This window comes from Sorangiineae bacterium MSr11367 (genome assembly GCA_037157805.1).
Taxonomy (GTDB): Bacteria; Myxococcota_A; Polyangia; order Polyangiales; family Polyangiaceae; genus Pendulispora; species Pendulispora rubella.
Map to the genome: position 1 here is coordinate 2,730,714 of CP089983.1, position 14,361 is coordinate 2,745,074.

At 65.9% G+C, this 14,361-nt stretch carries 12 protein-coding genes; 9 read left to right on the top strand and 3 right to left on the bottom strand.

Features of this window, described 5'->3' with window-relative positions; genetic code table 11:
• Positions 1 to 10 precede the first annotated feature (10 nt).
• The 9 genes from LVJ94_10910 (at position 11) to LVJ94_10950 (ending at position 9,418) form a co-directional block, all read left to right on the top strand.
• Positions 11 to 739 (top strand): gliding motility protein, encoded by a 729-nt coding sequence (locus LVJ94_10910; protein WXB07741.1) that lies wholly within the window; start codon positions 11 to 13, stop codon positions 737 to 739.
• Positions 736 to 2,379, top strand: coding sequence for an ATP-binding protein (locus tag LVJ94_10915; GenBank protein ID WXB07742.1), 1,644 nt, complete (start codon positions 736 to 738; stop codon positions 2,377 to 2,379). Before LVJ94_10910 ends, LVJ94_10915 begins: the two co-directional genes overlap by 4 nt.
• 16 nt (positions 2,380 to 2,395) lie before the next feature.
• Complete coding sequence (thiL, locus tag LVJ94_10920) at positions 2,396 to 3,361, top strand: thiamine-phosphate kinase (protein ID WXB07743.1); 966 nt, start codon at positions 2,396 to 2,398, stop codon at positions 3,359 to 3,361.
• 9 nt (positions 3,362 to 3,370) lie between these two features.
• Complete coding sequence (locus LVJ94_10925; protein ID WXB07744.1) at positions 3,371 to 4,168, top strand: MBL fold metallo-hydrolase; 798 nt, start codon at positions 3,371 to 3,373, stop codon at positions 4,166 to 4,168.
• Between the two features lie 15 nt (positions 4,169 to 4,183).
• Positions 4,184 to 5,116: a hypothetical protein gene (locus tag LVJ94_10930; GenBank protein WXB07745.1), complete on the top strand. Its 933-nt coding sequence runs from the start codon at positions 4,184 to 4,186 to the stop codon at positions 5,114 to 5,116.
• 57 nt (positions 5,117 to 5,173) lie between these two features.
• Complete coding sequence (locus LVJ94_10935) at positions 5,174 to 5,878, top strand: RNA polymerase sigma factor (protein WXB10703.1); 705 nt, start codon at positions 5,174 to 5,176, stop codon at positions 5,876 to 5,878.
• Positions 5,875 to 7,026 (top strand): FecR domain-containing protein, encoded by a 1,152-nt coding sequence (locus LVJ94_10940; GenBank protein WXB07746.1) that lies wholly within the window; start codon positions 5,875 to 5,877, stop codon positions 7,024 to 7,026. Before LVJ94_10935 ends, LVJ94_10940 begins: the two co-directional genes overlap by 4 nt.
• Positions 7,027 to 7,893: 867 nt before the next feature.
• Positions 7,894 to 8,268 carry a hypothetical protein gene (locus tag LVJ94_10945; protein ID WXB07747.1) on the top strand — a complete coding sequence of 125 codons (375 nt, stop codon included), beginning with the start codon at positions 7,894 to 7,896 and terminating at the stop codon, positions 8,266 to 8,268.
• Positions 8,269 to 8,344: 76 nt separating this feature from the next.
• Entirely contained in the window at positions 8,345 to 9,418 is a 1,074-nt protein-coding gene (locus tag LVJ94_10950) for a hypothetical protein (protein WXB07748.1), read from the top strand.
• 113 nt (positions 9,419 to 9,531) lie between these two features.
• On the opposite strand, the gene LVJ94_10955 is transcribed toward LVJ94_10950, so the two are convergent.
• The 3 genes from LVJ94_10955 to LVJ94_10965 all read right to left on the bottom strand — a co-directional run bounded on the left by LVJ94_10955 (position 9,532) and on the right by LVJ94_10965 (position 14,033).
• Positions 9,532 to 9,996 carry a hypothetical protein gene (locus LVJ94_10955; GenBank protein ID WXB07749.1) on the bottom strand — a complete coding sequence of 155 codons (465 nt, stop codon included), beginning with the start codon at positions 9,994 to 9,996 and terminating at the stop codon, positions 9,532 to 9,534.
• 61 nt (positions 9,997 to 10,057) lie between these two features.
• Positions 10,058 to 10,483: a hypothetical protein gene (locus tag LVJ94_10960; GenBank protein WXB07750.1), complete on the bottom strand. Its 426-nt coding sequence runs from the start codon at positions 10,481 to 10,483 to the stop codon at positions 10,058 to 10,060.
• Positions 10,484 to 10,502: 19 nt separating this feature from the next.
• Positions 10,503 to 14,033, bottom strand: coding sequence for a vitamin B12-dependent ribonucleotide reductase (locus LVJ94_10965; GenBank protein ID WXB07751.1), 3,531 nt, complete (start codon positions 14,031 to 14,033; stop codon positions 10,503 to 10,505).
• Between the last annotated feature and the right edge of the window lie 328 nt (positions 14,034 to 14,361).

The following is a 14,361-nucleotide window of genomic DNA, read 5'->3' on the forward strand; positions in this document are numbered from 1 at the left end:
TAAACTCTCCGTGCAGCTCAATTTCGCCGCCCGTGAGGTCACCATCAAGCTCGTCTACTACGGTCCCGCTCTCAGCGGGAAGACGACGAACCTCCGCGCGCTCCATGGGCTGACGGCCACCGAGAGCCGCGGGCGGCTGATGACCCTGGAAACGCGCGACGATCGCACCCTGTTTTTCGACATGCTCCCGCTCGTTTTCCAGACACCGTTGGGTCTCAGCTTGCGGGTCAAAGTCTTTACGGTTCCGGGGCAGGTGATCCACGGCTCGACGCGCCGCTTGGTGCTGCAGGGGGCCGACGGCGTGGCGTTCATCGCCGATTCTCAACTGACCGAAACGGAGAACAACGCGGCTTCATTCCTCGATCTTCGTTCCAACATGAAGGACCTCGGCGTGCGCCTTCGTGAAACGCCGCTGGTCATCCAGTTCAACAAGCGCGACCTGGGAAGCATTCGCTCCGACACGGAAATCGTCGATCTGGCCCGCCGCGGGCGTGAACCCGTCTTCAAGGCCTCCGCGGTGAACGGGGACGGGGTGCTGGAGTCGTTCTTCGGGCTCCTCAGTTTGACGTGGTCGAAGCTCGATTCGGAGCACCAGCTGGCGCGCACCCTGGGGATCGAGGCCAGCGCCTTCATGCCCCTGGCCGCGCAGCAGCTCGGTTACAGTGGAAATGTGCAGACGTTGCTGTCCGCGTGCGTGGGCGGCTCGCTGGATTTCCCGCGATCGGAGCCCCGGCCATGAGCGCGCCGTCGCCGCGGGACACGAAGATCGAGTTGCCCGAGTCGGAAGAGGGACCGCCCACGTCGCGCGATCCGCTGCTGCCGCTGGCCTCGACGCCCGACTTGGCGTCATCCGCCGAACGCGACGCGGCGTCGCTCACCAACGTGGCCGCGCTGCTGCCGGGGGTGCCGCTGACATTGGGCAAAGGACTCATCCTCGATACGGTGCCGCCGAAGCCACGCGAGGACGACGGCGACGGTGTGCACCTCGAGGAGCTGGTGGCGCGCGAGAGCCTGGCGGAGCTGTGCACCAGCTTTTTCGGGTTGTTCGGCATCCCGGTGCGCATCTTTTCGAGCGAAGGCGTGCTGCTCGCCGACGCCTCGCGCGAGCACGAGATCTGCGCGTACCTCGGTTCGCTGCCGCGCGCGGGGGCGCTTTGTGCGGGCACGGTGAGCGCGGCCAAGTCGCTCGATCCCGAGTCCGGGCGCCGGGCCATGGGCGTGACGCACGCGTGCTTCAGCGGCAATGCGTACCGCATCGTGGGCATCGACTACGAGGGCCGGCGCATCGGCCGCTTGATCCTCGGGCCGTACCTGCCCTCGGGGGTGACGGAGGTGCCGCCGTCGCTGCTGCACGCGGACCCCGACGTGTCCCCGACGCGGGCGCGCGCCCTGCTCAACAAGGTGCCGCGCGCCAAGGAGGAGACGGTCACGCGGATGGCGCACCATCTCAAGTGCGCGCTCGATCTGGTGCTCTGGAGCGGCCACAAAGCGATGCTCACCAGCCAAATGCACCTGGCCAGCGTGCGCGAGAGCTACCGCGAGCTCGAGGAAAAGACGCGTCGGCTGCAAGACGCCTACGACCGGCTGCGCGAGCTCGACCGGCTCAAGTCGAGCTTCCTCGCCACGGTGAGCCACGAGCTGCGCACTCCGCTGACGAGCATCATCGGCTACAGCGAGATGCTCACCGAGGGCATCGCCGGCGAACTGGGGCAGGAGCAAAAGGAGTTCGTGGTCACCATCCACGACAAGGGCGAGCAGCTTCTCGCGCTCATCACCAGCTTGCTCGATCTGTCCAAGCTGGAGAGCGGCTCGCTGAACATTCACCTGGTGCCGGCATCGGTGAAGGGCCTTTTCGAGGCGGTGGTGTCCACGCTTTCACCGTCCGCGCGGCGCAAGTCGATCGAACTGGCCATCGAGGTGGAGCCGGACGTGCGCGAGCTCAAGGCGGACGCCGAGCGGCTGCGGCAGGTGTTCGTCAACCTGGTCGACAACGCCATCAAGTTCACCCCGGAGGGCGGTAAGGTGCGCCTTCTGGCGCGCAATCTGGGCGTGGACTCGCGCGATCCCGACGTGACCGGCTTTGCGCTGCTGGCGCCGGCGCAGATGCGGGTGGAGCTGCGCGTGATCGACACGGGCATCGGTGTGCCGGCCTCGGAGCGAACGCGCGTGTTCGATGCCTTTTACCAGGTCGACTCGTCGTCGACGCGCGAGTACGGCGGCACGGGGCTGGGCCTATCGATCGTGAAACGGCTGGTCGATGCCCACGGGGGGACGATTCACATCGAGGACAACGTTCCACAGGGTACGGTGTTCGTGGTGCGTCTTCCGTCGGTGGCGAGCGGCGGGGACAGCACCGACGATCTTGGCAGCAGCAGATAGGCAACTCGGAGGAAGCGTGCGCTCTGGCGAATTTGCGACCATTTTGCGACTCAAAGAGCGATTCCGTTCGGACAATGCCGCGGGGATTCTTCTCGGCATCGGGGACGATGCGGCGGTGCTCGAGCATGTGGCGACGAAGGCGTCGCACAAGCTGGTGTGGACCATCGACGAACAGGTGGAAAAGACGCACTTTCGCCGGGACCTCGCGGGGTGGATCGACATTGGCTGGCGCTCGTTCATGGCTGCGGCCAGCGATCTGGCGGCGATGGGGGCCGAGCCATGGTGTGCGCTGAGCGCGCTGTCGCTTCCCGCGGATTTCGAGGACGAAGACCTCGACGCGCTCGCGCGGGGGCAGCACGCGGCGGCGTTGCGGCTCGGGACGAGCATCGTCGGAGGGAATTTGACCCGTGGCGAGGTGGTGACGGTGACCACGACGTTGCTGGGCACGGCGGAGAAGCCGATGCTGCGCAACACGGCGCGGCCGGGCGATGGCATCTGGGTGGCCGGGCGCGTGGGGCTGGCGGCGGCAGGGCTTTTCGCACTCGAGCGAAGGCTGCACGATGATCGGCTCGACGGTGTGAAGGAGGCGTGGCTGCGTCCGTGGGCGCGCATCGGCGAGGGCCGGCACGCGGCGGGTCGCGCGTCGGCGCTGGTCGACGTGTCCGATGGGCTCGCGCAGGACGTGGGGCACATCGCCGAGGCCAGTGGGGTGCGCGCGGTGTTCGACGAGGGCGCCTTGCGTGAGCATGCCAAGCGCACCGGGCTCGATTCCATCGGGGAGCTCGTGCTCGTCGATCCCCTGGAGCTGATGTTGGCCGGGGGCGAGGATTACGCGCTGGCGGCGGCCAGCGAGGAGCCGCTCGAGGGATTCTGGCGTGCGGGAACCTTCGTGGAAGGGCAGGGGGTGGCCTTGAAGCGAACCACCGGTCGAGAGCGGGAGCTGTTCGAGCTGGGGTTCGATCACTTCCGTCCGCGCATGTAGTCTTGGCGCATGCGCGTCTTCTGCTTGGGGGTATCCGTCTCGATTGGCTTGGCGGCTTGCTCGAAGGAGCCGCCCGCACCCGCGCCGGCCGTGTCCACGTCGGCACCGGCGGCGGCGCCTGCTCCTGCTGCCTCGACGGAGGGCGCGAAGGCGGGCGATACGTTCGCGACGGCGAAGGGGGAGCTGCGGGTGGTGCCCATTCATCATGGGTCGCTGGCGTTCGAATTCGGCGGCAAGGTGATCTACGTCGACCCGGCCGATGCGGATTTCAGTGGGCGGCCCAAGGCCGATTACCTCTTCATCACGGACATTCACCAGGACCACCAGGATCCGCAGGTGATTGCCCTGTTGAAGAAAGAGGGGACGGTGCTCGTGGGGCCGCCGGCGGTGGGCGAGAAGACGCCGCTCACGGTGACCTTGAAGAACGGGGAGTCGAAGGACTTCGGGCTATTTTCCGTGGCGACGGAGCCCATGTACAATTTGAAGCGCGGTCCCACGCCGGGAAAGCTTTTTCACGACAAGGGGCGCGGCAATGGGTACGTGTTCACCTTTGGCGACAAGCGCGTGTACGTATCGGGTGATACGGAGTGCACCTCCGAGATGCGCGCGTTGAAGGATATCGATGTAGCGTTCGTCTGTATGAATCTTCCTTATACGATGACGCCGGTCGAGGCTGCGGAGTGCGTGAAGGCGTTCAAGCCCAAGGTGGTATTTCCGTACCATTACCGAGACTCGAACGTGTCGGAGTTCGAAGCGCCGGTTCGCGCCGCCGGGTCGAGCGAGGTTCGTCTTCGAACCTGGTATTGACGGCGGATTCGAGAGATGGCGGACCCGCTCATCATTCTTCTCTTGGTGGCCTCGCCCGAGGTCGGCGACAACGTCACGTCGTCGATGAGCGCGTCGGCGCGCGAGGCGCTGGGTCCCCAGGCGCACGTGCTCGTGGAGAATCGGAGGGATCTGCCCTCCGACGAAGAAGCGCTGGTGCTGGCCACCAAAGCGCATGCGAAGGCGGTCGTCGAACTGCGCGCTGCAACGGGAGGGAGCGGGACACGGATGCTGCTGCATGCGCACGTGCCCGGCCAAGGGGGTTGGATCGATCGAACGCTGACCTTCTCCAGCATCGACGATCCGTCGGAGCGAGGACGCACGGCGGGGCTGGCCGTGGCCTCGATGATGCCGCTCGAGTGGCGCATGCCACCGCCGCGCGTGGCGCCTCCGCCACCCGAGAAAAGGACGCCGCCGCCGCCTGTGAAGGAGCCCTGGCGGGAAAAGGTTGCGATCGATCTCGCGGGCCTGGTGGCCTTGGGCGGGGCTCGGCCCGCGTGGGGCGGGCAGGCGGTGGTGCGCGTGGATATCACGCGGGTCGTCGGGCTTCGGGCCCTCGGCGGGGTTCGATTCGGGTCGGTCCCCGATGCCGATGCCGACGCGACGACGGTGTCGTTCGGGGGCGGTGCCGCGTTTCGCGTGGCGGCATCTCCCAGCGACGCACCGCGCTGGGAGCTTGGGCTCTCCGGCGATGTGTTGGCGCTGCGGCAATCGCTTCGACGCGAGGATGTGACCGAGTCACGCTGGCTGCTCGGTGTGCAGGCCACGGCCGAGGCGGCGTGGTTCTTCGTCCATCATGTAGGCATCGTGGGGGCCGTCAGCGAAGAGCTCGCATTCGGTGCGACGCGCGTGTTCGTCGGCCCCGACCGCGTGGCGACGCTCACGCCGTTTCAAACGCTGGTCAAAGCAGGTTTTCGGCTGCGATTTTGAGGGCGTTTCGCGCGTCCGTGCCTGCTTTCCCCGGGGTTGCGGTACATCGTGTTCGAGATGGCGCGCGGCGTTCCTCGATTGCGGCTGGTCCGCGAGAGTCAGCCTGCCCCTGGCGAGGGGGAGCGGAAGACGCCCGTGCTTGCCCTCGACGACAGCGAGCTCATTGCCGCGGTGCGCGCGGGCGATCGGTCGGCCGCCGCCGCCTTTCACGATCGCGTTCGCGGGCGCATTGATTCGACGCTGTATCGCCTGCTCGGCGGGCGTGACGTCGACCACGACGATCTCGCGCAGCTCAGTCTGATCGAGCTCGTGCAAACACTGGATCGCTTCCGCGGCGACTGCTCGCTGAACTCGTGGGTCTCCACGGTGACGGCGCACATCGTGTACAAGCACATTCGCCGGCGCCGAACGGAGCGCCGCATCTTCGCGGGCAGCGACGATACCGACAAGGAAGCCTACATGGGGCCGAGTTCGAAGCGCGTGGTGATGGCGCGCGATCTCGTTGCGCGTGTGCGGCGGCACCTGGACGCCCTCGACCCGGACAAGGCGTGGACGTTTCTCCTGCACGATGCGTGCGGTTACGATTTGCGTGAGATTGCGAAAATTACGGGTGTGAGCGTGGCAGCCGCGCAATCGCGGCTGGTGCGCGCACGGCGCGACCTGCACGCGCACATTGCAGCGGACCCCGAGCTGGCCGATCAGCTCCAACGCCGGCGTGGGAGCGAAGCATCGGCGAGCGATACGAAGAGGGAGGAACCATGAATCCGCGTCCACTCTATGCACGCCTCGCGGCGGAAGTACTCGCGGAGGAAAGTCGGGATGACGTGTCGGTGGTGTCTCCGGGCGAGCGCGCCCGCGCGATCGACGTCGTGTCGGAGGCCATCGCGCAGCGGGACAAGCGTCGCCGGCGTACGCGGGGCGCCTTCGTCGTGTTGTCGCTCGCCGCTTCCGCGGTGCTGGTGTTCGGCGCCGTGCGGGTGCTGTCGCATCGTGCGCCTTCGGGCGAGGGCGCGCTTTCCGCCAAGGCGCCGGCGCTCGCGCCCAGCGTGGAGCCCATTGCCACGCCGCTGGTGGGCGACGTGCGCGTGCGATCGGGCGATGTGGTGCGTGCCATTGCCCAAGGGACGCCGCTCTCCGCGGGCGACCATGTTCTCGCCGATGGTGCGGCGCGCGCCAGCGTGACCTTGGTGACGGGAACGCGCCTGGCGCTGGAGGGCACGTCGGATCTGGCGATGACGCAGTCCCATCCGGCCATGACGGTTTTTACGTTGGTGCAGGGGGCGGTGCGGGCCGACGTGGCGAAGTTGAAGGCGGGCGAGCGCTTTTTGGTTCGCACCGCCGACGCCGAGGTCGAAGTGCGCGGGACGTCGTTCCGCGTGGCGGTGGTCGCAGCCGATACGTCGTGCCCCGTGCCGGTGGCGACGCGGGTGGAGGTCACCGAGGGCGTCGTGGCCGTTCGCCATGGCGCGACGGAGGTGTCGCTGCATCCCGGTGAATCGTGGCCGCCGCCCTGTACGCCGCCGCCACCGCGTGCGTCGGCGCCGCCGGCCGCTGCGCAAGTTCCGAAGAAGGTCGCGCCCGCGCGCCTGCCGCGCCCTGCACACGAGAATCCCGCGCCCGCGGAGCGCGAGCAGGCCAGCTCGGATTTGGCGGCGCAAAATGACATGTTCGCCCGGGCGATGCAGGAGAAGCAGAGCGGCCGCGCCGGTGCCGCGGTGGCGACCCTGGATCGATTCGCCGCGACGTATCCGGCGAGCCCGCTCGCGGAAAACGCCGTCGCCGAGCGCATGAAGATCCTCGCGACCTCCGACCCGGCGCGCGCACGAACCGCAGCACGCGACTACCTGACGCGGTATCCTCGGGGCTTCGCCCGTGTCGATGCGGAGAAGATCCTTGCGACGAGTCCCTAAAGCCTTTCTTGTGGCTCTTGCCGGATGTACCTGGTTCGGGTGGATGGCGGCGTGCACGGGCGATCTGCGGTTCGCAGGTGATGCGGGGCTCGGCGACGGAGGGGGAAACGGTGATGGCCTCGATGCGACCTTGGACGGACGCGGAGGCTCGCCGGACGGCGGCGATGGCGGGCCCCAACCTGGCGACGGTGCGGCCCCGCGCTGTACGAAAGATGTGGATTGCAAGCTTCCTGGTCTGCATTGCGACGTGGCCTCGCACACGTGCGTGGAGTGCGTGAACGATGGCCATTGCACCGGCTTCGATGCAAGCTGGCCGCGTTGCGATACCGAACTTCATCGGTGCGTCGTCTGCAAAGTGCCCAGCGATTGCCCAATTGGGACGTGCGAACCGGTTACACGACAATGCGTATTCACGTGCGATGCAGGCGCATGCCCGGGCAACCGCCACTGCCAGACGGGGCGGAACATCTGCATCGAATGCGAATCGAAGATGGAATGCCAACTTCCCGATCGTGATGTTTGCGAAATGGCCACCGGTTCGTGTCAGCAATGCACGGTCGATGGGGATTGCCCCGCAGGCCGTCCGCACTGCGACCGAACGCGCGGATTGTGCGCACAATGCGTTTCGCAAAGCGATTGTGCGGATGGTTCGGTGTGCGATTTTCGGTCGAATACCTGCTTCGTGATTCCGGCGGATTGAAAAATGTACCGGAGGGCTGCCTGCTCCCGTGAGAGCGGCGGTACCAATGAAGAAATAAACGAGAACGAAGTCGGTCGCTCGGAAGTTCGTTATCGCATTCGCTCCTTGTTGCGATGACGGGCTTTCGGGCGCCCGACTCCGTTCGCCCTTCTCCGAGGAGGCAAACCATGGCACGACACCGCTCACCGGGACTGGTTCTCTTGGCTCTTCTCGTCACCGCGCCGATCGCAATGCTCGGCTGCGCTGGCGGGGACGATTCTGGGAAATCGGGTACCCAGGCATCATCGCTCGACGGGCATGTGACCGCCGCGGACGATCCCGCACCGCCTACGCCGCCCGAGCCTCCGACGCCGCCGGATCCGCCGACGATCCCGACGCCGCCGGATCCGCCGACGATCCCGACGCCGCCCGCCCCCGTGCAGGGCGCGGCCGCCGACGCTCCGACGCCGCCCGCACCACCGACGCCGCCCACGCCGCCGGATCCGCCCACGATCCCAGAGCCGCCCGCTCCCCCGACGATTCCGACGCCGCCGTCGCCCTGACGGGCGAGTCGAGTGACGCGAAAGCAAACGAGACGGGGGGGATTCGTTCCTTGGATTCTTGATTTAGGAGGCATAAATGAAACTTCGGTCCTCGCATTGGATAATCTTGTTTGCTTCCGCGCTGACTCCAGTCCTCGCCAACGTTGGCTGCGGCGACGATGGTGAGGGGTTCACGACGACGCCCGACAGCGGGGCGAAGAATGATTCGGGAGGCGCCGACTCCGGAGGGTCGCAGCCCGATTCGGGCGGTAATTCGGAAGACTCGGGCAGTCCGGGAGGCGGAGACTCGGGTACGGGCGACGGCGGAATCGTCGATGCGGGCCCCGCCATCTACATCGTGAGCGCAACGGTCGACGGCCTAACGCCGGATGCCGGTGGTGCGCCTGCACAAGGGCTCGTGCTTCAGAACAACGGCGGAAACAACCTCACCGTGGCCACCGATGGCACGTCCCAGTTCACCCAGCGATTGCCCAACAATGCGACGTATACGGTGACGGTCTATCAACGCCCCGCCGGTCGCAGTTGCACGGTGGAGAAGGGCACTGGCACCGTCAAAGGTGCCAACCCCGAGGCGGCACTGGTGCACTGCGTCCCTGCGCCGACGTACGTGGTTCACACGAACGTCAGCGGCTTGGGGAACGCCGCGCAGCCGCTCATTTTGCGGAACAACGGCGGCGACGATCTTCGCGTGATCACCGACACGCAGAATGCCAATCAGAACAACTTTGCCCACCAGCTCGGGACCGGTGACAAGTACGCCGTGACCATCGCGCAGCAGCCGAGCGGGCGCAAATGCACAGTTGGCTCCGACGGCAGCGGCACGGTCGGTGCGGCCACGGTCAACGTGACGGTCACCTGCGTGCCTGCGTACACGGTCGGAGGCGCCGTCCAGGGCCTCACGGGCACCAACTCGGTGATCCTTCAGAACAACGGAGGCGATGACACCAAGGTCACCGCCAATGGAGCAAACCCCGTTCAATACACGTTCCCGACGACGTTGGAGGACGGGGCCGCCTACAAGGTCACGGTGCACACCCAGCCCGCGGGCCAGACGTGCACGGCGAACACGGGGGCCGGCTCGCAGCCGGCCGAAGGAAAGATTGACGGTGCCAACGTCAATCGCGTGCTCTTCAACTGCACCACGCCGTAACGCGGGGGATACCGACGCCGATACCGAAAACCGACGCCGACTTCCGATACCGACCTCCGATACCGATACCGACTCCGATTTCGGAGTCGGCCTTCGGAGTCGGAGTCGGTCTCCTACAGACCCGAGCAGAGCGGGGGCAGCGTCGGCTTGCCCTTGAGGATCTGACGGAGCGGCTCGAGCTCGGGAGCTTGAGCGCCCTTCGACGGACCCACTTGCATGGCGAAAACGTCACACTGGGCGGCGATGGCTTGAAGCTGCGCGGACTCGGGCGAGTTGCCCATGGCCTTGGCCTGCGCGCGCATGGCGTTGCAGCACTGCTTGACGCGCGACTGGCTCGTCGTGAGGCCCGAGCCCGGCTTCTTGGCGGTGGCCGCATCGGTGCCTGCGTCCTCGCCGGCGTCGGGCACGTCGAGTGGCACCAACTCGGCGGGGGCCGAGGACGCGGCGGGCGGCGGGGGCGGCGGTGCAGCATCAACCTCCACAACCGCCTCTTTTTTCTTGGGGCAACCGAGGACGAGCATCGGCATGCCGATCATGAACGACAGCGCAAAGAGGGAGCGGAGCGGGGAGCGAGTCATTCTGAGAGCCTCCTGTTGGCCGAGGACCCTACAAGGTTCGCCGCATCCCGTCGACGTTTCGTCATTCCCGATCGGGCGAGGCACCCACCGTCGACCGCACGGTCTCGGCTTCGAGGGGCTCCGGTTGCGCTGCCATGTGCAGCCGCACGCCCGAAGAAATGAGGTCTTGCGTCGTGGGCGCATCGTCCGGCACCTGCCTGCCGTAGTCGATCGTCACTGGCTCGCTCTGGAAGGCGAGCGCCCACTCGTCCCACTCCATGATGATCGGCTTGACGCCCTTGCTGGAGCCATCGTCGGCACGTCGCCGTTTTGGTGGTGGCTCCGGCTCGCCCATCTCATGCCAGTCTTGCAACTCTTGCAGCTCGTTCAACTCCCTCGAAGACGAGGGACGGCGCCCCGCTTGCAGCGCCTCGCTCGCGAGGCTGTATTTGGCAGCGAAACTTTCGTCCGCTGCGCTCACCGTCCCTGCTTCGAAAAAGAGCTTCAAGCCGTAAGTCCTACGGGGCCTAGCTGCACCCCATGCTGTTTCCGCAATTCAGGCATTTGTAGCATGCACCATTTCGGACCGTGATGTGGCCACATACATCGCAAACCGGTGCGTCACCCATCATCGCGTCGAGGTGCGCCGAAAGGACGCCGCCCGCCACGTTCGCGTTGCCTTGCGTTGCGGCCCCATCGTGTGAGCCCGCGCTCGGTTCGCCGCGGCCTTCGAGCGTTTCGCTCATTGCCGCACTGCGTGCGGTGGCTTCTTTCGTGTAGCCGAAATCTTTCGTGTAACCCAGTTCTGGCGCTGGACGTTGTTCTCCTGACACGGGGCGCGAATCACCCGCGGTCAGCGTGGGGTTCGACTCCTCCGGTTTGACGTGCGCCAGATCGTAGCGATTCAGGTATTCGACGCCGAGCACGCGGAACAGATAGTCCACGATGCTGGTCGCGATCTTCACGTTCGGGTGGCCTTCGACGACGCCCTGCGGCTCGAAGCGCGTGAACGTGAATTGATCCACGTACGTCTGCAGCGGCACGCCGTACTGCAAGCCCACCGAGACGCTCATGGCGAAGCAGTTCATCAGTGAGCGGAAGGCGGCGCCCTCCTTGTGCATGTCGATGAAGATCTCGCCGAGGCGTCCATCTTCGTACTCGCCGGTACGGAGGAAGATCTTGTGCCCGCCCACGCGTGCTTCCTGCGTGAAGCCTCGGCGCTTCTTCGGCAGACGGATGCGCATACCGTACTCGCGCGTGCCCTTCGGCGTGAGTGCCAGTGAGAGCTGCGGGCTCTGCTCGGCCGTGGTGGGCACCGGCTCCAGTCGCTCGACGCTGCTGGCCGCGAGGCCCTCTTTCGCCGGGGTCTCCTTTGCGTCGCTCTTCGACTCGCCCGAGCTCGAGAGCGGCTGCGAGGCTTTGCATCCATCACGGTAGAGCGCGACGGCTTTGAGGCCGAGCCTCCAGCCCTCCTCGTACAACTTCGCCACGTCGTCGATGGTCGCTTCGTTGGGCAAATTGACCGTCTTCGAGATGGCGCCGCTCAGGAACGGCTGCGTGGCCGCCATCATCTTGACGTGGCTCATCGGCGCCAGGTAGCGCTGGCCGATCTTGCCGCAGCGGTTTGCGCAGTCGAACACCGGGTAGTGCTCCACCTTCAGGTGCGGCGCACCCTCGATGGTCATCCGCCCGATGATGACGTCACCCGCCTCGGCGATCTGCACCTTGGTGAAGCCGAGCTTCTCGAGCAGGGATCGCTTCTCGAGGAGGGAGCCCGTCACCCCATTCAACAGGCGCGTGTGCGCCGCCTCACCGAGCACCCACGATGCGAACGCCGAGTCGAGATCGAAGACGCCCGGCAGTGCTGCCTCGACCTTGGCGAGATCTTCGTCCGTGAAGCCCTTTTCCTTGAGCGTGCGGCGGTTGATGACCGGCGCGGCGAGCAGCGTGTTCGTCCCGCTCACGTAGGCCACGATCTCCTGAACCTCCGTCGCCGAGTATCCGAGGCGCGAGAGCGCGGCGGGCACCGACTGGTTCACGATCTTGAAGTACCCGCCACCGGCGAGCTTCTTGAACTTCACCAGCGCGAAGTCCGGCTCGATACCTGTCGTGTCGCAGTCCATCAACAGACCGATGGTGCCCGTCGGTGCGAGCACGGTGGACTGCGCGTTGCGGTAGCCGTGGAGCTCGCCGAAGTGCACGGCGTCGTCCCAATCCTCGCACGCCGCGCGGTAGAGGGCGCCCACGCCTGCATCCTTCGACTCGCCCGGCAGCCAGCAATCGTCGCGCGAGATGGCGTAGGCCGCATCGCGGTGCATGTTCATCACGCGCAGCATCGGCTCGCGGTTCTTCGCGTAGCCCACGAACGGGCTCTTGCTCTTGGCCATCTCCGCGCTGGTCTTGTACGCGTGACCGCACATGATGGCGGTGAGCGCGCCGGCGATCGCGCGACCCTGGTCACTGTCGTACGGCACGCCAAGGATCATCAACAACGACCCGAGGTTCGCGTAGCCGAGGCCGAGCGGCCGATAATCATGGCTGTTCTGCGCGATGCGCTTCGTCGGGTAGCTCGACAGGTCGACCAGCACCTCTTGCGCGATGAAGAAGATGCGGCACGCATGCCGGTAGCCCTCGACGTCGAAGCTTCCATCGTCGCGGAGGAACTTGATCAAGTTGACCGACGCCAGGTTGCACGCCGAGTCGTCGAGGAACATGTACTCGCTGCACGGGTTGCTCGCGTTGATGCGCGACGTGTTGGAGCACGTGTGCCAACGGTTCACCGTGGAGTCGTACTGCAGGCCCGGGTCGGCGCATCCCCACGCGGCTTCGGCGATCTTGCGCCAGAGATCCTTCGCCTCGAAGGTCTCGCACACCTCGCCGGTGAGGCGCATGCGCGTGTGCCACTTGCCGCCTGCGAGCACGGCCTTCATGAACTCGTCCGTGACGCGGACGGAGTTGTTCGAGTTCTGCCCGCTGATGGTGTGGTACGCATCGCCGTTGAAGTCGTTCGAGTAGCCGGCGCGGATGAGGGCGTGCGCCTTCTTCTCCTCGCGCATCTTCCACTCGACGAAGTCGACGATCTCCGGATGGTCGACGTCCAAGCAGACCATCTTGGCGGCGCGTCGCGTGGTGCCGCCGCTCTTGGTGGCGCCGGCCGCGCGATCGAAGACCTCGAGGAAGCTCATGAGGCCACTGGAGGTGCCGCCACCGGAGAGCTTCTCCTGCTTGCCGCGGATGGCGCTGAAGTTCGTCCCGGTGCCCGAGCCGTACTTGAAGAGGCGGGCCTCCGACTTCACGAGCTCGTAGATGCCCATCAAGTCGTCTTGCACGGACTGGATGAAGCACGCGGAGCACTGCGGGCGGCCGTAGGCGTTCTCGGTCTCGACGACCGTGCTGGTCGAGGTGCCGTCGGCGGCGAGATCGCTATCGCCGGATGCAGGATCCCAGGCCCAGTTTCCGCCGGAGCCTTCGATGCCGTACTGATGATAGAGCCCGCAGTTGAACCACACCGGCGAGTTGAACGCGCCGTACTGGTGCACTAGCAAATACGAGAGCTCGGCCTCGAACGTGTCGGCCGCTTCCTTGGTGGCGAAGTAGCCGCCAAACGAATCCGCCGCCTGGCGAATGGTGTTCGCCACGCGGTAAACGACCTGCCGCACGCTGCGCTCGCCCGCTTCCGGCGCGCCATCGGGGCGTGCGAGGGCGGCGGGCATCTTCTGGATGCCGGCTTTGCGGAAGTACTTCGAAATCACGATGTCGGTGGCGAGCTGGCTCCAGCCCACCGGCACCTCGGCGCCTTCCATCTTGAAGACCACCGAGCCATCCGGATTCGAAATCGTGCTCGAGCGACGCTCGTAGAGCACCTGCTCGAGCGGATCGAGGCCCGGCTGCGTGAAGAAGCGCCGCACAGGAACCTCTTCCTGACGGCGAGACTCGTTCTTCGGCTGGCTCGCATGCACGGCCGGCGGCGACGATTTCGAGGGACTCTTTTTCGTCTGCTTCGCCGTCATCGCGTGGGTTCGCCCATTCGAAACTTTGCCGAAGTCCGATTCTGCCATGACCGCCTCCTGGTGCTCTTAATGGGGGGTCCGTTCAGTCTCCGTTGGAAAGCGACCCCTGAACGGAGTCAAACGTAAAACCTGAACACGCCCCTGAACAGCCCCCCAGTTATCGTTTCGTGTCCCGCCCCTCGAAGAACCGTCTGACGCGGTGCGCAAAGCAGCACCTGTCGCGGAAGTCCTTCTAACCACAAACCATTGTGGTCGTCTACACCGTTCAACACCACCCCTTGGGAGCGTCACCGGATGCGATGTCAACAGGGCATGTAAGTATCCGAGATCCCTAAAAGATGTCCAGGGGTGAACACAGGTTCTATACAAGCGGTCC